Origin of the sequence: Haloechinothrix sp. LS1_15 (assembly GCF_033042135.1) — a bacterium.
GTDB lineage: Bacteria > Actinomycetota > Actinomycetes > Mycobacteriales > Pseudonocardiaceae > Haloechinothrix.
On record NZ_WBXM01000001.1, the window covers coordinates 543,473 to 562,255 of the forward strand.

General features: G+C 68.1%; 17 protein-coding genes and 1 tRNA gene. 9 read left to right on the forward strand and 9 right to left on the reverse strand.

The genetic code is table 11. The features are described 5' to 3' along the window. Positions 1–111: 111 nt before the first annotated feature. Together F8178_RS02610 and F8178_RS02615 are read left to right on the forward strand one after the other, a co-directional pair. Positions 112–2,196 (forward strand): MFS transporter, encoded by a 2,085-nt coding sequence (locus F8178_RS02610; RefSeq protein ID WP_317492959.1) that lies wholly within the window; start codon positions 112–114, stop codon positions 2,194–2,196. A 2-nt stretch (positions 2,197–2,198) separates the two neighbouring features. Continuing rightward, complete coding sequence (locus F8178_RS02615) at positions 2,199–3,371, forward strand: DNA polymerase III subunit delta' (protein ID WP_317493065.1); 1,173 nt, start codon at positions 2,199–2,201, stop codon at positions 3,369–3,371. Here the strand turns inward: F8178_RS02615 and F8178_RS02620 are convergent. Continuing rightward, the gene (locus F8178_RS02620; RefSeq protein ID WP_317492960.1) at positions 3,368–4,927 is read right to left on the reverse strand and encodes a hypothetical protein; all 1,560 of its coding nucleotides are present in this window, start codon (positions 4,925–4,927) and stop codon (positions 3,368–3,370) included. The genes F8178_RS02615 and F8178_RS02620 overlap by 4 nt on opposite strands. Before the next feature lie 153 nt (positions 4,928–5,080). On the opposite strand from F8178_RS02620, the gene F8178_RS02625 reads away from it, so the two are divergent. From F8178_RS02625 to F8178_RS02635, 3 genes are all read left to right on the forward strand, one after another. Then, positions 5,081–5,154, forward strand: a tRNA-Thr gene (locus F8178_RS02625). 114 nt (positions 5,155–5,268) lie between these two features. Continuing rightward, complete coding sequence (locus F8178_RS02630) at positions 5,269–5,682, forward strand: NUDIX hydrolase (protein ID WP_317492961.1); 414 nt, start codon at positions 5,269–5,271, stop codon at positions 5,680–5,682. A gap of 261 nt (positions 5,683–5,943) precedes the next feature. Next, positions 5,944–7,425 (forward strand): NAD(P)/FAD-dependent oxidoreductase, encoded by a 1,482-nt coding sequence (locus F8178_RS02635; RefSeq protein ID WP_317492962.1) that lies wholly within the window; start codon positions 5,944–5,946, stop codon positions 7,423–7,425. A 137-nt stretch (positions 7,426–7,562) separates the two neighbouring features. Here the strand turns inward: F8178_RS02635 and arsM are convergent, their stop codons facing one another. Next, entirely contained in the window at positions 7,563–8,351 is a 789-nt protein-coding gene (gene arsM / locus F8178_RS02640) for an arsenite methyltransferase (RefSeq protein WP_317492963.1), read from the reverse strand. 141 nt (positions 8,352–8,492) lie between these two features. On the opposite strand from arsM, the gene F8178_RS02645 reads away from it, so the two are divergent. Together F8178_RS02645 and F8178_RS02650 are read left to right on the forward strand one after the other, a co-directional pair. Continuing rightward, the gene (locus F8178_RS02645) at positions 8,493–8,804 is read left to right on the forward strand and encodes a metalloregulator ArsR/SmtB family transcription factor (protein ID WP_317492964.1); all 312 of its coding nucleotides are present in this window, start codon (positions 8,493–8,495) and stop codon (positions 8,802–8,804) included. A 119-nt stretch (positions 8,805–8,923) separates the two neighbouring features. Then, on the forward strand, positions 8,924–9,715 hold the full coding sequence (locus F8178_RS02650; protein ID WP_317492965.1) for a hypothetical protein: 792 nt from the start codon (positions 8,924–8,926) through the stop codon (positions 9,713–9,715). A gap of 116 nt (positions 9,716–9,831) precedes the next feature. Here F8178_RS02650 and F8178_RS02655 read toward each other — a convergent pair whose 3' ends face one another. The 6 genes from F8178_RS02655 to F8178_RS02680 all read right to left on the reverse strand — a co-directional run bounded on the left by F8178_RS02655 (position 9,832) and on the right by F8178_RS02680 (position 15,335). Beyond that, positions 9,832–10,266 (reverse strand): cupredoxin domain-containing protein, encoded by a 435-nt coding sequence (locus F8178_RS02655; RefSeq protein ID WP_317492967.1) that lies wholly within the window; start codon positions 10,264–10,266, stop codon positions 9,832–9,834. A 45-nt stretch (positions 10,267–10,311) separates the two neighbouring features. Further along, positions 10,312–10,893: a class F sortase gene (locus F8178_RS02660; protein WP_317492968.1), complete on the reverse strand. Its 582-nt coding sequence runs from the start codon at positions 10,891–10,893 to the stop codon at positions 10,312–10,314. A gap of 153 nt (positions 10,894–11,046) precedes the next feature. Then, positions 11,047–12,327 (reverse strand): hypothetical protein, encoded by a 1,281-nt coding sequence (locus F8178_RS02665; RefSeq protein WP_317492969.1) that lies wholly within the window; start codon positions 12,325–12,327, stop codon positions 11,047–11,049. Between the two features lie 180 nt (positions 12,328–12,507). After that, complete coding sequence (locus F8178_RS02670) at positions 12,508–13,152, reverse strand: fasciclin domain-containing protein (RefSeq protein WP_317492970.1); 645 nt, start codon at positions 13,150–13,152, stop codon at positions 12,508–12,510. A gap of 57 nt (positions 13,153–13,209) precedes the next feature. Continuing rightward, complete coding sequence (locus tag F8178_RS02675; RefSeq protein WP_317492971.1) at positions 13,210–14,850, reverse strand: molybdopterin-dependent oxidoreductase; 1,641 nt, start codon at positions 14,848–14,850, stop codon at positions 13,210–13,212. A 65-nt stretch (positions 14,851–14,915) separates the two neighbouring features. Beyond that, positions 14,916–15,335, reverse strand: a complete 420-nt coding sequence (locus F8178_RS02680) for a DUF4383 domain-containing protein (protein WP_317492972.1) — start codon at positions 15,333–15,335, stop codon at positions 14,916–14,918. Between the two features lie 159 nt (positions 15,336–15,494). On the opposite strand from F8178_RS02680, the gene sigK reads away from it, so the two are divergent. Then, positions 15,495–16,097 (forward strand): ECF RNA polymerase sigma factor SigK, encoded by a 603-nt coding sequence (gene sigK / locus F8178_RS02685; protein WP_317492973.1) that lies wholly within the window; start codon positions 15,495–15,497, stop codon positions 16,095–16,097. Then, positions 16,094–16,822 (forward strand): anti-sigma factor, encoded by a 729-nt coding sequence (locus F8178_RS02690; protein ID WP_317492974.1) that lies wholly within the window; start codon positions 16,094–16,096, stop codon positions 16,820–16,822. The genes sigK and F8178_RS02690 overlap by 4 nt, the downstream gene beginning before the upstream one ends. 64 nt (positions 16,823–16,886) lie before the next feature. Here the strand turns inward: F8178_RS02690 and F8178_RS02695 are convergent, their stop codons facing one another. Continuing rightward, on the reverse strand, positions 16,887–18,710 hold the full coding sequence (locus tag F8178_RS02695) for a choice-of-anchor B family protein (RefSeq protein WP_317492975.1): 1,824 nt from the start codon (positions 18,708–18,710) through the stop codon (positions 16,887–16,889). Positions 18,711–18,783: the final 73 nt, after the last annotated feature.

Genomic DNA, 18,783 nt, shown 5'->3' on the forward strand with positions numbered 1-18,783 from the left:
ATCCTGGCAGCCTTTCTCGCCACTCTTCGCCCCTTCCCGGCACCGCTGACGTTACGCTGACGCTGGCATGTGTCGGCACCCGCGTCGGGGTGCGGGGACGGGTGAATCGAGGTGGCGCTTATCGGTGGTGACACGCTCCTGGACGGGGGCGCCGCCCCGCCGTCCAGCTCGATCGTCTACCGCGCTCGCCGGGTGCTGGGGATCAAGCCTTTCCGCAGGCTCTGGGGTGTGACCTTCCTGTGCAGCACGGCGGACTGGCTGACGCTGCTCGGCCTCACCGGCTACGTCACTAAGCTGACCGACAGCTACATGGCTCAGAACTTCGCGTTCACCGGTGTGGTGCTGACGCTGCTGTTGCCCGGCTTGCTGTTCGCCCCGCTCGGTGGGCTGCTCGCGGACCGGTTCGACCGGCGCAAGATTATGGTCGCCGCCGATGTGGCGCGCTGCGGGTTGCTGCTGTCCATCGCTGTGGTCGGTGAGCCGCTGTGGCTGTTCATCGGGAGCTTCCTCGTCGGGTTCTGCGCCATGCTGTGGATCCCCTCGAAGGACGCCGCGGTGCCGAACCTGCTGCGACGCCCCGATCAGGTGGAGACGGCCAACCAGCTCAACCTGGTGATGACCTACGGGGTCGCGGTGGTCAGCGGCGCCGGGTTGTACGCGGTCATCACCGGGTTCGGCCCCGCGTTGAACCTGCCGGAGACCATGCTGGGGCAGCTGGGACTCGCCCAGGTGATTCTGGTGCTGAACGCGGCGCTGTTCTTGGGCAGCGCGGTACTGGTGGCGACACGCATCCCGGAGCTGTCGCTACGAAACGTCCATCCGGTAGACGGGTGCCACCGGCTGCGGCAGCAGGACAGCGAGGGTTCGGCGCGGCGCGGGCCGCTGGCGATGGTGCTCGAGGGGTTCCGGTACGTGCGCGACACTCGGCTGGTACGCGGGCTGCTGATCGGCATGCTCGGCGCGTTCGCCGCAGGCGGGGCGGTGATCGGGTCCTCGAACGCCTACGCCAACAGCCTGCTGGCCGGGGATGCCGCTTTCGGGTTGCTGTTCGTGGCGGTGTTCACCGGCATGGCGTTGGGAATGACCACGACACCGAGGCTGGCCCGGCGGTTACCGCACGATCGGCTGTTCGGTACCGCCATCGTGTGCGCGGGCCTGGTGCTCATCGTGGTGGCGCTGTCCCCGCACGTGCTCGTGTCGCTCGTCGCCGTGGCGCTGGTGGGTGCCTGTGCCGGTGCCGCGTTCCTGACCGGGGTCACCATCATCGGGACCCGGATCGACGACAGCATCCGCGGCCGAATCAACGCGCTGTACCAGTCCCTGATGAAGATCGTGCTCGGCGGCACGATGGCGGTGGTCCCGCTGCTGATCGGCCTGACACGGCCCCGGACGGTGACGCTTTTCGACACCGTCGTCGTGATCGACGGGACGCGGCCGGTGCTGCTGGGTGGTGGTGTGCTGGCCATCCTGGTTGGCGTGCTGGCCTACCGGCTGATGGACGCGCGGCGCAGCGTGCCGATTCTGAGTGACCTGCGCAACGCGCTGCGTCGTAATCCGCGCCGGGTCAACGGGGTCCTGATCGCGCTGGAGGGAACCACGACGACCGATACCCACACCCAGGCCGCAGCACTGGCCGGACACCTTGCCCGTCTGCCGCGGCCGGTGCGGTTGGCCGCCGATCCTGCGTTGGACGAGGGCAGGCTCGCCTCGTTGCTCGCCGCGGCCGACCTGCACGGGGCGCGGGCGCGGGCGCTCGCCGCGGCGGCGGTACGGGCCGACGTGGTGGAGCGGGAGGTCCGGCCCGCCCTGGACGACGGCGCGGTGGTCGTGATGGAGCGTTTCGCGGACTCGCCGATGGCGAGACTGTCGGTAGCGGCCGGGATGGACGACGCGGAGCTGGAAGGGCTGGCGGACTGGGCTACCGGCAGCCTCCGCCCCGACCTGACGGTGCTGTTGGACGCCAGGCCGAGATTGCGCCAGGACCGGCACGAGGGTCTCGATACGCAGCGGGAATGGCGGCTCGACGGGCTGTTCACCGAGATGACCACTTCGGAAACGGGTCGCTATATCGTGGTGGACGCCGACGGTGACGACGACGAGGTGGCCGAGCGGGTACGGATCGCCGTGGAAGCGGGTCTGGTGGAACGCGGGTTGCTGTCGCCGTCACCCGTGCGACGCGAGGTGGAGGTTGGGTGAGCATGCAGGACCGGAGCGTGTGGTCGGAACTGGTCGGGCAGGAGCCCGCGATCGAGACGCTGTCGGCCGCTGCCACGCGGAGCGAGGCGATGACCCACGCGTGGCTGTTCACCGGCCCGCCGGGGTCGGGCCGGTCGGTGGCTGCGCGGACGTTCGCCGCAGCGTTGCAGTGCGCGGTGGGCACCGGCTGTGGGCAGTGCGGCGGGTGTACCACGGCGCTGGCCGGTACGCACGCTGATGTGCATGTGGTGGAGCCGGAAGGACTGTCGATCCCGGTGGCCGAGATGCGGGCGCTGGTGCAGACGGCCGCCCGCCACCCCGCCACGGGGCGCTGGCAGGTCGTGATCATCGCCGATGCCGACCGGCTCACGGAAGGAGCGTCGAACGCGCTGCTCAAGGCGGTGGAGGAGCCGCCGGAGCGTACCGTCTTCCTGCTGTGCGCTCCCTCGGACCACCCGGAGGACGTCTCGATCACCATCCGTTCCCGGTGCCGCGTGGTGGCGCTGCGCACGCCGCCGCGCGAGGCGATCGCGCGGGTGTTGGTGCAGCGGGATGGCATCACCACGAGCGACGCGGAGTGGGCCGCTTCGGTTTGCGGGGGGCACGTCGGTAGAGCGCGCCGGTTGGCCACCGACCCCGATGCGCGGCAGCGCAGGGCGGATGTGCTGCGCCTTCCAGTGCAGGCGCAGCGGCTGACGGACGCGTTCGACTGCGCCGAGGTGCTGCTGCGCGCCGCGGAGACCGACGCCGAGGAGGAGAGCAAGGCGCGCGACGAGCCGGAGAAGGACGAGCTGCGGACCGCGATGGGCGCCGACGGCAGCGGTAAGGGCACCGCTTCGGCGAAACGCGCCGCGGACGCGGCGGTCAAACAGCTGGAGAAGCGGCAGAAGATGCGGGCGACGCGGACGCAGCGGGACACGCTCGACCTCGCGCTGGTGGACCTCGCGGGTTTCTACCGGGATGTGCTGGTGACCACCGCCGCGCGGGGTTCCGGCGGCGCCTCGCTGAACCACCCCGACCACACCGAGCAGATCGTCGAGGCTGCTCGGCGGTGGCAGCCCGAGGTGACGCTTCGTAAGCTCGAAGCCGTGCTGACCTGCCGGGACGCGCTTCGCTGGAACGTCAAACCCCGCATCGCGGTTGAGGCGATGGCAGCCGAGCTGGTCAACGGCTAACCTTCCTCATCCCTGGGATACGGCACCGGTTTCGGGCGCGCACCGCGCCTGGCGGTGGCCATCACCACCAACGCCACCCCTGCCAGCAGAACGGCCGCACCTGCCAGTGCGATCGGGCGCGTGGCGTAGGCGGAGCCGCTCAGTTCGGCCGCCGGTTGGTCCGGTACGGCGGCCGGGTCGGTCGGCCCGCACACGACCCCGCCGGTGGGCGTATACGCGCTCGCGACCTGCTCTCCGACGGTGAACTGGGCCAGCGCCGACGGCGGCTCCACGTCGAGCTCGGCGAGCGCCTCGGCGAGCGCTTCGGTGGGTAACAGCTGCACCTCCAGCAGCCGTGCCGAGGCACCAAGCCGGTAGCCGGGGAAGGGGTGTTCCTCGGCCCCGCTGCGCTCGTCCAACCCCGCGGTGCTCAGCCGCAGCACGAACAGGTCGAGGATGTGATCGTCGGCCTCTTCCGGCAGCGGGAGCACGTCCCCGTCCGTCGAGGCTCCCACGCCGCCCACGATCGGCAGCCCGGCGAGTTCCTCGGCGACGTCGAGCTCGGCGAACTCCTCGGTAGGCACGCCGATGGGTACGTCGACGCTGCGCTCGTCGGCGTCGAGCTCGAACAGCGTCTCGCCGTCGAGGGTTCCCTCCAGCTCGGCCACCCGGTAGTCCACCTCGGACGTAGCGGCGTCGCCGGTGGAGGTCACCTCAAGCCGGGGTGCGCGCGCGACCTCGATGTCGATCGCCATCGGCGTTCCGGCCAGCACGCTGAGGGCCGAGGCCTCCACCACCGTCGCCGATGAGACGGCCTCGCCCTCGGCGTCGTCAAGCTCGGTCAACGTCACCCTGGAACGTGACGACAGCCCGTCCGGCACGCTCACCAGCGTGCCGTCGGCCTCGCCCTCGGCGTCGATGCCGGTGAGCAGCCCGCCGAGCGTGCCGAGGGCGCCCTCCGGCTCGTAGCCCTCTGCCAGCGGGAGGTCGAGCTCGTCGACGGCGACATCGGGCACGGTGAACACTGCCGCGCCGAGCGCGAGCTCGGTGGCCGACAGCTCGACGTCGGCGATCGGGTCCACGCACGGGCCGTCGGTATCGCTCCACCTGGCGTGCACGCTGGCGTCCATATCCCCCACCGAGGCCAGGACAGCGGGCGGCGGGTCGGTCTGCTCGACCTCGTCGGTGCGCGGCTCCTCGTTGTCCTCCAGCGCGGTTTGCAGCACGGTGCCGGGCACCGGGCGCGGGATGGTGGGCGCGCCTTCTGCCGCGGCTCCGTGCGGGGCGGCCTGGGCCATCGCGCGCTCGAACGTGGCCCGGCTCGTGGAGTTCGCTCGTGCACTGGTCAGGCCGATGCCGTTGTCGGTGGCCAGCACGTCCTCGTCGATCTCGGCGGCAAGGGAATCCACCGGGATGGTGCCGGCCAGCACCCGGCTCAGGCCGAACGCGCTGCCCGCGTGCCCGACGGCATGCCCTTCGGCCGGCGGTTCCTGCCCCGCTCCCGCCGGAGCAGCCGCGAGCAGGGGCAGCGCGCAGGCGAGCAGTATCGCCGGCACGCGCAGCGAACGTCGATGCATCGGCAGGTGCCCTTCATCGCCGGTGGTCGCGACGGTGGTCGCACCGAAATCCTAGGTCACCACCGGTGCTCATGCCCGCACGTGACGCGGGGCGCCGACGGGGAGGTGGGGGTGGCACCTGGCCGTGCCTGGGTCGCTACACTGGCTACGCACGCCGCCTTAGCTCAGTTGGTCAGAGCGATTCACTCGTAATGAATAGGTCAGGGGTTCGAATCCCCTAGGCGGCTCCCAGGTCAGGCCCCATCCGCGTGGTGTGCGGATGGGGCCTGACGACTCTCGAGGGACGGACCGATTGACGAACCGATCGGCTACGAGGTGTTGTGCCGGGTGGAGGTGTCCCAGTGACCCGGACTGCTGGCCTCGCCCGCCCGCCGATCGCGGCGGCCGTCATCGTGCGGGACGGCGCGGTGCTGCTGGTGCGACGGCGTGTCGCCGAAGGTAGCTTGGTGTGGCAGTTTCCCGCTGGCGAGGTCGAGGACGGTGAGTCGCCTGGCGAGGCTGCCGTTCGAGAGGCACGTGAGGAGACGGGGCTGACCGTCGTCGGATGGCGGGTGCTTGGCGAGCGGGTTCACCCCGTGACCGGGCGGTCGATGGTGTATGTCGCATGTGGGGTCGTTCAAGGTGAGGCGAGCGTGGTCGACACCGAGGAGCTTGCCGATCTCGCGTGGTTGGCACACGACCAGCTTGCCGAGTACGTGCCGCACGGATTCTACGAGCCGGTGCAGCAGCATCTGGACGCTCTGCTGCCGGGTTGACGCTCCATGACACTAGGAGTTCGAGGCCGGGGCGTCAACGGCATCGCGCCGGGCAGCAGACCAGCGACGAGGGTATCCGCGCCTCCGAACCCATCCTCGGCTCCACAGCCTGAACCGCGCTCCGTGAAGTCGTACTAGCCGGATGAGTATAACCGCGCGACTGTCGTCGAATTTCGAGTACTGATAGTATCTGAATCTGGTCGGCGATGACCGCGCTCGGCACCGGCTGGTTCTCGGCTGTCGCGGGATCGAGGAGGCGCATTGACACCAGATCACGAGGTCGTCATCGTCGGTGCGGGGTTCGGTGGCATGGGGGCGGCCATCCAGTTCAAACGCATGGGAGTGTCGGACCTGCTCATCGTGGAGCGAGAGGACGATCTCGGTGGCACCTGGCATGTCAATCGCTACCCGGGTCTCGCGGTCGATATCGCCTCGGTGACGTACTCGTACTCGTTCGAGCCGAACCCGTACTGGTCGCGGCTTTTCGCTCCCGGGGACGAGTTGAAGCGCTACGCCGACCATGTCGCCGACAAGTACGACCTGCGACGGCACATGCGATTCAGCACCGTTGTCGAGGGCGCTCGCTGGGACGAGGAGGGCCAGGTCTGGGTACTCAGCGTGTCAGGCGAACCGCCGATCATCACCCGCTACCTGGTCACCGCGACAGGTTTCCTCTCTCAGCCGCACACACCCGACATCCCCGGTATCGACGGTTTCGCCGGGAGGGTCATGCACACCACCGCCTGGGACGACTCGGTGGATCTCACGGGCAGGCGTGCCGCGGTGATCGGCACGGGTGCCACCGCGGTGCAGCTAATCCCGGAGCTCGCCCGCACGGTCGACGAGCTGACGGTCTACCAGCGCACCCCGATCTGGGTGGTGCCCAAGATCGATGGGCCGATCCCGGCGGCGGTGCAGAAGCTGTTCGCGCGCCTTCCGGTCACCCAGAAGCTGGCGCGGCTGGCCAACACCGGCCTGCTCGAGCTGGTGATGATCGGAGGCGTGCTGCGGTTCCGGCAGGCCAGGGCGCTCAACCGGGCAGCGGCCGCCGTGGCGCGCAGGCACCTGCGCCGCCAGGTGGCCGATCCCGAGCTGCGCCGCAAGCTCACACCGGACTACGACTTCGGCTGCAAGAGGCCCACGTTCTCCAACACTTACTTCCGTGCGTTCACCAAACCCCATGTGCACCTGCAGACCTCGGGTATCGAGCGGATCGAACCGGACGGGATCGTCGCGGGCGACGGCAGCAAGGCCGAGATCGATACGCTGGTCCTTGCCACCGGGTTCGACTTGTGGGATGTGAACTTCCCCGCGATCGAGGTGATCGGTCGCGGCGGGCGCAACCTCGGCACGTGGTGGCGGCAGACCCGGTTCCAGGCTTTCGAGGGGATCGCGGTTCCGGAGTTCCCGAACTTTCTGACGCTGGCCAGCCCGTACTCCTACAGCGGCCTGTCCTATTTCACCACGATCGAGACCCATATGCGCCATATCCGCCGGCTCTTCGGCGAGTTACGCCGTCGTGGTGCACGGACGTTCGAAGTCACCCATGAGGCGAACGACGAGTTCCTCCAGCGTGTCACCGCCAAGCTGAACGACTCGGTGTTTTACCTCGGCAGCTGCGCGACCTCGCGGAGCTACTACTTCAACCAGCACGGCGAGGCGGCGATCCTGCGCCCGACATCGACGATCAGCGCGCGCAGGGAAGCCGACAGCTATTCGCTGGACGCCTACACCTACGCCTGACGCAGGCGCGCTGCTCCCGCGCCCTGCCCAGCCCGTTCGCTTGGTGCGAGCCCAACGTGACGTTCAGTGCCAGAGAAGGCACGGACGTGACGTTCGTTCCGGGCCCGGTACCGGCGGGAGCGCCGTCCCCCCACAGCTCACGGATCACGTGGCTTGATCGCGCGGATGATGGCGGAGTGCAACCCGTCGCCGACTCGGTGCGTGGTGGTGATCTCGATGCCGGTGAGGCCGGCAGTGCTGAGGCCTTCCCGGTACTCGGCGAACGACAGTGCCCCGGCTATGCAGTCGACATAGGAGCCTCGTTCGGCTCGTTGCTCCGGGGTGAGGTGATCCTCGGCGACGACATCGGTGATGCCGATCCGGCCTCCGGGTGCGAGCACGCGGTGGATCTCGGCGAGCACAGCCGGCTTGTCGACCGAGAGGTTGATGACGCAGTTGGAGATGATGACGTCAATGCTGCCGGCCGGCAGCGGGATACTTTCGATGGTTCCCTTGAGGAACTCCACGTTCGTGGCACCCGCCTTGGCCGCGTTGGCGCGTGCCAGGGCGAGCATCTCCTCGGTCATGTCCAGGCCGTAGGCCTTGCCGGCAAGGCCGACCCGGCGAGCGGACAGCAGCACATCGATGCCGCCACCGGAGCCGAGGTCGAGCACGGTCTCGCCGGTGCGCAGCTCGGCGACGGCGGTCGGGTTGCCGCACCCGAGAGAGCCGGCCACCGCTTCGGCCGGCAGCGCGTCCCGCTCGTCGGCGGCGTAGAGGCCGGCGCCGAAGTTCTCGTCGACCTCGACGGCCTGCGGTCCGCAGCAGCCGCTGTCAGCCTCCGGTGTGCCGCTGCCCGTACACGGGTTCGTGCTGGTGACCGCCGTCGCGGCCGCGGCGTAGCGGTCGCGGACGGTCTCGCGCAGCTCGGTGTGCTGCTCGTTCATCTCAGACACCCTTCCCTTCCTGAGTCTTGATTCGATGTTCGTCGATACAAGCTTGCCGACTGGTTCGATATATGTCAATATCGATATATGTCGAATCAAGCTGAGGATGTTGTGGCCTGCTGCCCGGCGAGGCCGCCGGCGATGACGGTGGATGAGGCTGTCGACGTGGCGGCGGCATTCAAGGCGCTGAGCGACCCCGTGCGGGTGCGGTTGCTCTCGATGATCGCGGCCGCGCAGGCCGAGGAAGGCGTGTGCGTCTGCGAGCTGACCCCGGCATTCGCGGTATCGCAGCAAACGATCTCGCACCACCTCAAGCAGCTGCGCCAGGCCAGGTTGATCGACTGCGAACGGCGCGGCACCTGGGTGTACTACTGGCTCGTTCCCGGCACGATCGAACGGCTCACCGCGGTCCTGGGGCGCACCATCGCCGATCGCGCGAGCTCGGCCGCATAGCGCGACACCGACCGATTCCGCCTGTCCCAGAAGGCGTCGACGACAAGAATGAGTGCGGCATGCGTCCACTGGTGGGGTCTCATGGCAATCCGCTCAGGGTGTGGTGACGAACCAGAGATATGGGATTCTGTGTAGACGACTACGCTCGCGCCGCTGCGCCGGTGCGCTGGGACGACATCGACCTGACCGTCTTCAGGGACCGTCCGCTTTCGCCGGGTACCTTGCGGGTGCTTCGGTACATGTGCGACGTCGAATCGCACACCGTCTGCTACCTGCGAGACCTGCTCGTCACCCCGAGCCACGCGGATCCTGAGGTCACGACGTTTCTGACCATGTGGAACTACGAGGAGTACTGGCATGGCGAGGTGCTCGCCGACGTGCTCAGCGCGCACGGTGTGCCGACGGGCAGCGCGCACGTGCGGGAGGTCCGGCTGCGTCAGGGATGGCGGGACAAGCTGGCACCGATCAAACAGTCGGTGATCGCCAACCTGGTTGGCGACGATTTCGTCGCGACGCACATGAGCTGGGGTGCGGTCAACGAGTGGCTGACCCATGCGGGCTACACCCGGCTGATGCGGATCGAGAACCATCCCACGCTGACGGAGCTGCTGTCGCGCATCGCGGCACAGGAAACGCGCCACATCGCGTTCTATGCCACGCAGGCCCGGGAGCGGCTTGGTCGCAGCAGCCGTGCGCAACGGCTGACCCGGTTCGCGCTGGCACGGGCTTGGCAGCCGGTTGGCGCGAACGTGATGCCGCGAGCCGAGGTCCGGCACCTGGTCGGGCATCTGATGTCCGGGACCGACGGTGACAAGGCTGCTGACCGCGTCGATTCCAAGATCGATACGCTGCCCGGGCTTTCCGGGCTGCATCTAGTGAGGCGGCGCACCGAAAGCCTGCTCCGGGCGTGAGGCCAGCCGTGACGGCTGGTTGGTGATGCTCGATGGGTGCCCGTCGGGCATGGAGCATCCTCATCATGGCGCCGCATGGCTATTGCTGCGACTACGGTCCGGAATGGGAGCCTCGTTCACTCGGTGACGGTGACGGTGACGGTTGCGGTCATGCGCGGGTGATAGAAGCAGTCGTAGGGGTACTCCCCCGGCTCGTCGAAGGTGCGCGAGTAACTCTCGCCAGCCTCCAGATCCCCGGATTCCTCCCCGTCGTCGAAGTCGACGGTGTGCAGGGACTCGTCCCGCTGGATCCATGTGACGGTCGTTCCCACGGGAACCGCGAGGTCGTCTGCCTCGAACTGGAAGTCGACGATCTCGACTGTCTCCTCCGCGCCGTCCGGCGGCGGGCTGGCGGGCTCGTCGGTGTCGTCGTCCCGCTGCGGTGACTCCTCGGTGGGTCGCTCGGGTGTCTGTGCTGTCTGTCGATCGTTGTCCTCTTCGGCGGGCGCACATGCGGCTAGTGCGAGCGCTGCGGCGATGGCCGCCGTGGCTGTCGTTCTCGTTCGGATCATGGTCGGTGTCCTCACGTATCCGGTCGATGAGCAGTCCGTTCCCGATCAACTCAGGGTGGCGAACGCGATGATGTTGTCGCGGTAGCTTTCGGCGTCGCGGTCGAATTCGCCACCGCAGGTGATCAGCTGGAGGCGCGGTTCGGCGCTGGGCAGCCACACCTTCTCAGTGGGGAACTCGTCCTTGGGATGCTGCTCGACGCGATCGATGACGAACTCCAGGGATTCGCCGTTCTCGGTGTCGACGACCACGGCGTCACCCGGTTCGAGCTCGTGCAGGCGGTAGAACACATCGGGGCCGTCACGGGTGTCGACATGCCCGAGAATCGCGGCAGGTCCCGGCGCACCGGGCGCGGTACCGTCCTCGTACCAGCTCATGTCGCCGAAATCGGGGACCTCGAGCTCGCGGTCGTCGTCGATGCCGGTGCGGGTCAACGGACCGTCCACACCGATCGCCGGGATGGATACCGCTACAGGATCCCCCACGCTCTCGGGCTCGCGTGCCGACCGGTAGTCGCGGGCCGCGTCGAGATCCGGCGAATCCGCAACCGCGGTTGACCCCGCTGCCGCGCCGGTGTCGGGGCTGCGATCGCCACCCCCAGCGCAGGCGCTCAGGATCAGGGCCGACACAGCAGCGCAAGCGACAGAACAGTGGCCACGTCGAACGCTCTTTCTCACCGCACGTTCCTTCCCGCGGGTCGTTACGGGTGGGAACGGGGTCCGGCCGCGTCCGCGGCCGGACCCCGCGCGTGGAGCATGAGCGGATCTCCTGCTCGCTCATGCTCAGCGGGCGGTGCCGCCCCCTCCGGTCTCGACACCGTCTTCCGGCATCTCCTCACCCATGAAGTCGACGATGCCGCCTGCGAGTGCCGCAGCGGTGTCGAACATGTGGTTGTAGGCGGCATAGGCGGTGCCGAACGCGTTGTCGAACTCGCCTGCGTGGAAAGCGTCCACCTGGTCGATCAGGTCGTCGACGTGCACCTGGAGGCTCTCGGCGACGACATCGGCCGGGATGCTGCCGTCGGAGGCCTCGTCGAGGAACTGCGAGAAGTCCTGCCGGTACTGTTCGAGACGGTCCCTGGCGTCTTGCTGGGCCTCGTCGTCGCCGTCGGCGAGGCCGACGGTGTACTGCACGAAGAAGTCGATATGGTCGGCCCACATCTCCATGAACGCCTGGCCGCCTTCCTCGCCGAACACGCCGGTGATGGCTCCGGTCACATCCTGCGTGTTGCCGTCGAGGGCGCCCGCGATCGCCTCGAAGTCGTCCTGACCGGCCACTCCCGCGCGCATCGCCTGGACAGCGACCTGGGCGTGCTCACCGAGCAACTGCCCCAGGTCCGAACGCAGCTGGGCGGCCGAGCTCTCATGGTCACCCTCGAAGCCGTCCTGCGTGGCCACGATCGCGTTCGTCAGGCCCTGCGCCGTGCCGAACATATGGGCATAGGCTTGACGCGTCTGATCGGCTGCGGCGGAGTAGTCTTCCGCCGCGTACGCGTCGACCTGCTCGAGCAGCTGGTTCACGTGCTCTTGCAGCAGGTCGGCGACCGCGTTCTGCGGGAGTTCGCCCTCGGTGGCGTCTTCGAGGAACGCGCCGAAGTCCTCGCGGTACTGGTCGAGCCGTTCGATGGCCTCGTCCTGCGCGTCCTGATCGTCTTCGGCGACGCCGGTGGTGTACTGGACGAAGAAGTCGATGTGGTCGGTCCACAATTCGTTGAACGCTTCACCGCCCTCGTCGCCGTAGACCAAGCTGATGGATGCGGTGAGATCGTCGGTGTTCTGGTCGAGGGAGGCGGCCGCGGCCTCGAAGTGATCCTGCCCGGCGACACCGGCACGCATCGCCTCGACGGCCAGCAGGGCGTGCTGCCCGAGCTGGCGTTCCAACGTGATCCGCAGGTCCCCGGCGGTGAGCTCCCCCTCACCCTGAGTGTGTGCGGCTCCACCGTGGCTGGTGCCGGAAGCCGGTTCGGTCGAGCCCGTAGTGGCTGTGCTGCCGCCGCAGGCGGAAATCAACAAAGCACCTGCCGCGGGCAGAGCCACCAGCGATGTTCTCAATAATCTCGGCATGGCTATCCCTTCCTTCGTGATGTGAGTGGGAAGCACGAGGGATTCGGAACACGCCATGCCGCGGATGGGTGATCTGTCGATAAATCGGTTCCGGATGCCTGCCGGGCGTTGCCCATGAGAAAGGTGTGGCACGCACCCGCGGGTGCGTGCCACACCTCACCTCGTGCGCCGGGGTCGCGATCAGGCCTGCGGCATGAGCACGCCGTCGATGATGTAGACGGTGGCGTTGGCGGTCTGCACGTTGCCGCACACCACGGATGCGTCATTGACGGTGACGTCCTCGCCGTCCTGGGTCGTCGTCACGCTGTCGCCCTGGAGGGTTTCGAAGGTGCCGTCATCCAGCTCGCCGGGATCGAGCCGCTGGTCGACGACGTGGTAGGTGAGCACATCGGTCAGCGCCTCCTGGTCGGCGAGCAACGCCTCGAGGTCCTCCTCAGGGATGGCCTCGAACGCGTCGTTGGCCGGGGCGAACACCGTGATGTCCTCCGCGCCGTTGAGGGTGTCGACCAGCTCGGCCTCACCGACGGCTGTGACCAGCGTCGACAGCACCGGGTTGTTGGAGGCCGCGGTAGCCACCGGGTCCTGGGCCATGCCCTCGAAGCTGCCGTCGCCGTCTTCCGGTACGGCATCACAAGCGACGCCGAACACGCCGGTAGGAGCATCGTCGGCGTCGTCGTGGTCCCTCTCGTCGTCGGTGCCGTTGTCGGTCTCCGCGGCCGTGTCGCCGTTGGCGGCTTCCTCGTCCTCGGCCATGTCACACGCTCCGAGCAGCAGCGCCGTAGCCGCCACCCCCGCGAGGATGCCCGATATCCGTGTCTTTCGCATCAGATACTTTCCTTTCTGTGGTTACCCGCGCCCCGTTTGTCGGGATCGCTCGCGTGCTCACTCGGTCACGGTCACCGCGACCGAGTGCCATCCGGTTGCACCGTCCGGGAACGGGTCGACACGTTCCTCCGGCTGGAACGCGCCCGTGCCGTCGGCGGCTCTGACCTCGAGACGACGAGAGCCCGGTGTCACCCGGACGGTCGTGCGCCACTGGCGCCACGTGTCATCGCTGACCGGCTCGGTCAGCTCGGTTTCCTGCCACTGGCCACCGTCGACTCGCACCTGGGCGGCGCTGATTCCCCTGTGCTGTGCCCACGCGACCCCGGCTACGGTCACCTCACCCTGCGGTAGCTGCTCCAACGGGCGCGGCAGGTCGATCCGGGAAGCCGTCTTGACCCTGCCGATCGGATCCCAGTCTCGTGCCGTCCAGTACGCGTCGACCTCGTCGAAGCGGGTGACCTCCAGCTCGACCACCCATTTGGTCGCCGAGGTGTAGCCGTACAGGCCCGGCACGATCATGCGGGCGGGAAACCCGTTCCGTGCGGGCAACGGTTCGCCGTTCAGCCCCACCGCCAGCAGCGCATCGCGGCCGTCGAGCACGGCCTCCAGCGGGGTCCCGATCGTCATGCCGTCCTGCGAGGTGCTGAGCAGCTGATCGGCATCGCCGCGCGGTCCAGCTTCCCGGAGGAGCTGATCCAGCGGGAAGCCGAGCCACCGACCGGTGTCGACGTAGGGGCCACCGACCTCATTGGATACACAGGACAGTGTGATGTCCCGTTCGGTCAGGTCACGATCGAGCAGCTCGTCGAACGTGATCTCCAGCGGACGCTCGACCGAACCGCCGATGCGCAGGATCCACTGGTGCGCGGGAACCTGCGGGATCACCAGTGCGGTGTCCACGCGATAGAAGTCGCGGGCGGGGCTGAAGAACGGGGAGAGCCCGTCGACGCGATACCGGTACCCGGCGGGTAGCGGCGGCGCGGGATCCGCGGGAGCGGGCAGCGAGATCGCCGATCGCGAGGCCGCGACGTCGAACCGCCGACCCTGTAGCATCCGGCCGCCGACACCGGCCGCCACCGCGACACCGGCCGTGCCTGCTGCGGTGAGGAGAAGGGTCCTTCGTCCTACTGGGTGTGCGCGTTCCTCCGCTGCTGGGGTGACGGGACGGTCTGCCGTGCTCTCCGCCGGCGCGGGCGCAGGCTGCGGCGCCCGCGCGTGCTCACGGTCCCTCCCGGGAACCCGCCGGGTCATCCCGACCAGGATGGCGAGAACGGCCACGGACGTGATCGCTGCCGCCAGAGACGGCAGCGCTCCCGCGATGCCCGCCTGCGCGGTCGTGGCTGCTGCGACGAGGCCGATACCGGTCAACGCCAGCAGCAGCGATGCGCCGACGACGAACCTGCGCAGTGCGGCGCATCCGGCGACAGCGGTGACCACCGCGAGTATCGTCACGACCCCGGCGACCAGCACCGGACGGTGGCCGGAGCCGAAGGTGCTGATCGCGAACTCCTGGAGCACCCGTGGGGTCAGCTCGATCACCCCTGACCCCACAGCCACGACCGGCGAGGTATCCGGGCCGGTGGCGACCGCGACCAGCTCGGCGACACCGAGGCCGGAAGCGGCGGCGACCAGCCCGACCCCCGCTCCTACCGCCCATCGCGCGGTCCGGTGCGCGAACGGTGCTGCTGTGGCATCCATACTCGTCCTTCGGTGCTGCGGGCTGTGCGGATTGGACGGGTCGGCACCTCACCCGATGAAGTGATCTACTTGCGGGTCAGGGCGACGACAAGCAACACGGCCGCGCTGGCCAGGTGCAGTACGTTGTCCGCGTGGTTGAGCGCGAGGATGTTCAAGTGCGAGTCGGTGATGAACAGCCCGGCCACGCCGACCAGGAGGTAGACCCCGCCGACGAGCCCGTTGGCTCCCATCGCGTACTTGGCACCGCGCCAGGCGGCGAGCCCGAGCAGTACCCCGACCCCGATGTGCACCAGGTTGTGCAGTGGGTTGACCTCGAAGACCAGCAGGTGCGAGCCGTCTGCCGCGGCGAAGCCGGTGCCTGCGGTCACCGCGAAACCCACCAGCCCCACCAGCAGGTACACCGCGCCGAGCACCACCCCAACTACTCGGTTGGGTGATGTATTCGTCGACCGGACGGTCTTGCCGGTGTTCGTCGTGCTTCCCATGAGTCCTCCTCGTCGTGCTGGCTTAGGTGCCGGACGGTTGTCTTCTTGTATTCGCGGATGTGCCTTGACCGGATTGGTCCGGACTCGTCGAGTCGTGGCAATCCGGATCAGCCGCCGCGCCGAATAGACTGCGACGGAAGAGCAGCGACGAGGTGATTCATGCACGGTGGAGCACAGCAGCGGGGTCAGCGACGATGGCGCGCCGCGAACGACGACGTGACACTGACACCTGAGGAGTTGTTGGCGCGGGTCGCCCTCGGTGACGAGTACGCGTTCGCGCGTCTCTACGATGCGTTCGTCGATCGGATTTTCGGGCTCGTCAAGCGGGTGATGCGCGATCCCGCCCAGGCCGAGGAGGTGACCCAGGAGGTCTTCCTGGAGATCTGGCGTACGGCGACCCGCTTCGACAGCAGCAGGGGCAGCGTCGTGGCCTGGGCCATGATGTTGGCACATCGGCGTGCCGTCGACCGTGTGCGCTCGGCGCAGGCCTCGACGGAGCGGGACAGCAGGGTGGCCAGCCAGCAGGTCACGCCGTTCGATTCCGTGTCGGAGGAGGTCACCGGGCGGCTGGAGCGCGAGCAGATCCGGCGATGCCTGGAGACGTTGACGGCCTTGCAGCAGGAGTCGGTGACGTTGGCCTACTATCAGGGCTACACCTACAGTGAAGTCGCGAGCTTGCTCGGCTCGCCGCTCGGCACCGTCAAGACCAGACTCCGCGACGGACTTATCCGCCTGCGCGACTGTCTGGGGGTGACTGTATGAACGCCGATATTCACACGCTGACGGGGGCCTACGTTCTCGACGCGCTGTCCGAGGGCGAGCGTGAGGCCTTCGAGGAGCACCTGGCGCGGTGCTTGGCATGCGCTGACGAGGTGCGGGAGCTGCGCGAGACGACCGCCTACCTCGCTGCCGCGGAGGCCACCGCTGCGCCGCGCGATCTGAAGTCGCGCGTGCTGGCGCAGGCGCGGGAGACCCGCCAGCTTCCCCCCGACGAGGGGCCGATCGTGCCGATCAAGGGTAGGAAGTGGCCGCTACGGATCACGACGGGGGTCGCGGCGGCGGGTGTCGTCGCGGCCCTGGTCTTCGGTATCCAGGTAGGGCTGACGAACCAGGAGCTCAGCGAGACCAGGCAGGCGCTCGAGCAGACCGAGCAGGCCTATGACGAGCTGGCGGAGGTTCTCACGGCCCCGGACGCTCGCGCGGTACGCGTGGAGGACGAAGCCGGTGCGGTGACCGTCGTCCACTCGGACAGCCGGGGCAAGCTCACCGTGATCCCACACCGGATGGCGGAACCGCCTGAGGATCACGTCTACCAGCTCTGGTTCATCGATGACGACGCCGTGACGTCGGCAGGTCTCATGACCGATATGGACAGACCGATGGTCGGTGACGTGGCCGATCCTGCGGCGCAGCTCGGCATCACGGTCGAGCCGGCCGGTGGCTCGGACGCCCCGACGACCGAGCCCGTCATGGTGATCTCGATATAGCCGACGTCGGGTGCCGCACCAGGAGGGTTGTTCATAGGTTTGTCGGTGGGGGCTGTGGCGGACGTCAGCCGTCGGTGTCGGTGTCCTCGCTGAGCCGGAGCAGGAACAGGCCCTCGTCGATGCCGCTCACCGCGATCGTGCCCGAAGCGAAGAACGGGTAGTTCGACCAGGTTCCGTCGAACGTCGGGTCGCCGTGCCACGGGAAGGTGTCGAAGAACCCGACCGGCTCCAGCCGCGGGTCATCGGGGTCACCGATGAACGCGGTGTCGAGTACCCGCAAGCCGCTCGTGTAATTCGAGTGGTACACCAGGCCCTCGTGCACGTAGTTGTTGTGCGTGATGGCGCGGGTGTCGTGGAAGTGCTCGAAGTGCGTCCTCGGGTTCTCCAGGTCGGTGACGTCGAGTACGACGTTGCGGGTCGGGATCTCGAAGCGGGTCTCATCGATTTCGTCGTTGACGATCAGGTATTCGTGGTCCTCGGTGAGCCAGCCCTGGTGGGTGTAACCCACCATCGGGTAGTCGGTCACCCCCACTGTTACTGGCTGGTGCTTGTCGGTGACGTCGACGATGATGACCTTGTCCTCGGCGGAGTTGAAGCAGATCTCCCGGTCGGTGTAGCGCTCGTCAGGGCCGCCGTAGATCACGCACTGGGTGTCGTGCACGTAGGCGGCGGGGGAGACGTCCGTGACGGGTTCGCCGATAGTCCTTGCGAGCGTGCCCGGGCCGCCCACCTCGGCGTAGCAGCCCGCGAAGGACGGGTTCGTGGGGTCGTTGATGTCGACCATGTGCAGCCCCGACAGGCAGTGGTCCGGGACGAGGAGCCCGGCGTTGCCGCCGACGATGTAGGCGAAGCCGGTCTCGGTGTTGACCTCGACGTTGTGTGCTGCGGAGTGGAGCCGGTAGAAGGCGTCGGCGTCCCACTGCTGGGGCTCGCTGGCGCCACGCAGCCGGGTGAGGTCGAATACCTTCATCCCGTGCGGCTCGGACTCGCTGACGATGAAGGCGTGGTCGTCGTAGACCTTGATGTCGTGCCAGATGCGGTGCAGCAGCGCATCGTTCGGCAGCTCACCGAGATAGACGGGGTCGGTCGGCTCGGTCACCCGGAAGAACGCGACGCCGTTGGTCTTACCGATGATCACGTACTCGTCGCCGCTCTCGACATCCGTCCAGCCCCACAGGTCGCTCTGGCCAGCGCCATCGAACTCCGCTTCGGGTACGAACGCCAGCAGATCGACACCGTCGCATTCGAACGGCCCGGCCATGCCGTCCTCGCACACGAGGTCGGACAGCGGCTCGTCCAGCGTCGGCCGGGTGAGCGTCACGTTGACGTCCTCCCCGGCGATCACCGCGTCGCGAACGTCGAGGATTTCGTCGGTCCGCCACACCTCGAGCGCGGGGATGTCGGCGGTCACGGCTGTGGCATCGCCCCTGGGCTCGTCCGGCTCGCCCTCGGCGTCCACACCCGGGATCTGCACGAAGCCGATGGCTCCGGCTTGCTGGGCGGTCTGAACCTTCTGCAAGAAGGTGTAGGCGGGGCACTCGTCTGCCGGGTTCGTCTGGCTCGCCCGGCTGTCGACGAGCGCGATGTTGCCCTGGATGCGGTCGGCGACCTCGAGATAGCTGGCCGGAGTGCACCCGGTTCCCGCGTAGACGAACTCGGCGGTCTGCTCGTCGACGTCGCCGGTGTCGCCCCACTGGACGGCTGGGAAGAACCCAGCGAGGTCGTCCGGTGTGTTCACCTGAACGCCGAGTCCGTCTGCCAGATGCTCGTCCCCCGGGTGCTCGTGTCCCGGATGCGCGTACGCCCCGCCGGGCACGCTCACCCCCGCGAGCACCAGTACGGCTGCCGCGCAGCCGGTGATGAACCGCTGTGAAAGCCTCGCGACCATGGCGGTGCTCCTCTGCCTCGCTCGTTATGTGTAACGTGCGACACACGAACGAGTTACGCGCTACCGAAGCGCC

Excerpts from the sequence above, each read along its gene's own strand:
- F8178_RS02615 (WP_317493065.1), top strand. The coding sequence starts at position 2,199 with ATGCAGGACCGGAGCGTGTGGTCGGAACTGGTCGGGCAGGAGCCCGCG.
- F8178_RS02620 (WP_317492960.1), bottom strand. The coding sequence starts at position 4,927 with ATGCATCGACGTTCGCTGCGCGTGCCGGCGATACTGCTCGCCTGCGCG.
- arsM (WP_317492963.1), bottom strand. The coding sequence starts at position 8,351 with ATGAACGAGCAGCACACCGAGCTGCGCGAGACCGTCCGCGACCGCTAC.
- F8178_RS02645 (WP_317492964.1), top strand. The coding sequence starts at position 8,493 with ATGACGGTGGATGAGGCTGTCGACGTGGCGGCGGCATTCAAGGCGCTG.
- F8178_RS02650 (WP_317492965.1), top strand. The coding sequence starts at position 8,924 with ATGGGATTCTGTGTAGACGACTACGCTCGCGCCGCTGCGCCGGTGCGC.
- F8178_RS02655 (WP_317492967.1), bottom strand. The coding sequence starts at position 10,266 with ATGATCCGAACGAGAACGACAGCCACGGCGGCCATCGCCGCAGCGCTC.
- F8178_RS02665 (WP_317492969.1), bottom strand. The coding sequence starts at position 12,327 with ATGCCGAGATTATTGAGAACATCGCTGGTGGCTCTGCCCGCGGCAGGT.
- F8178_RS02670 (WP_317492970.1), bottom strand. The coding sequence starts at position 13,152 with ATGCGAAAGACACGGATATCGGGCATCCTCGCGGGGGTGGCGGCTACG.
- F8178_RS02675 (WP_317492971.1), bottom strand. The coding sequence starts at position 14,850 with ATGGATGCCACAGCAGCACCGTTCGCGCACCGGACCGCGCGATGGGCG.
- F8178_RS02680 (WP_317492972.1), bottom strand. The coding sequence starts at position 15,335 with ATGGGAAGCACGACGAACACCGGCAAGACCGTCCGGTCGACGAATACA.
- sigK (WP_317492973.1), top strand. The coding sequence starts at position 15,495 with ATGCACGGTGGAGCACAGCAGCGGGGTCAGCGACGATGGCGCGCCGCG.
- F8178_RS02690 (WP_317492974.1), top strand. The coding sequence starts at position 16,094 with ATGAACGCCGATATTCACACGCTGACGGGGGCCTACGTTCTCGACGCG.
- F8178_RS02695 (WP_317492975.1), bottom strand. The coding sequence starts at position 18,710 with ATGGTCGCGAGGCTTTCACAGCGGTTCATCACCGGCTGCGCGGCAGCC.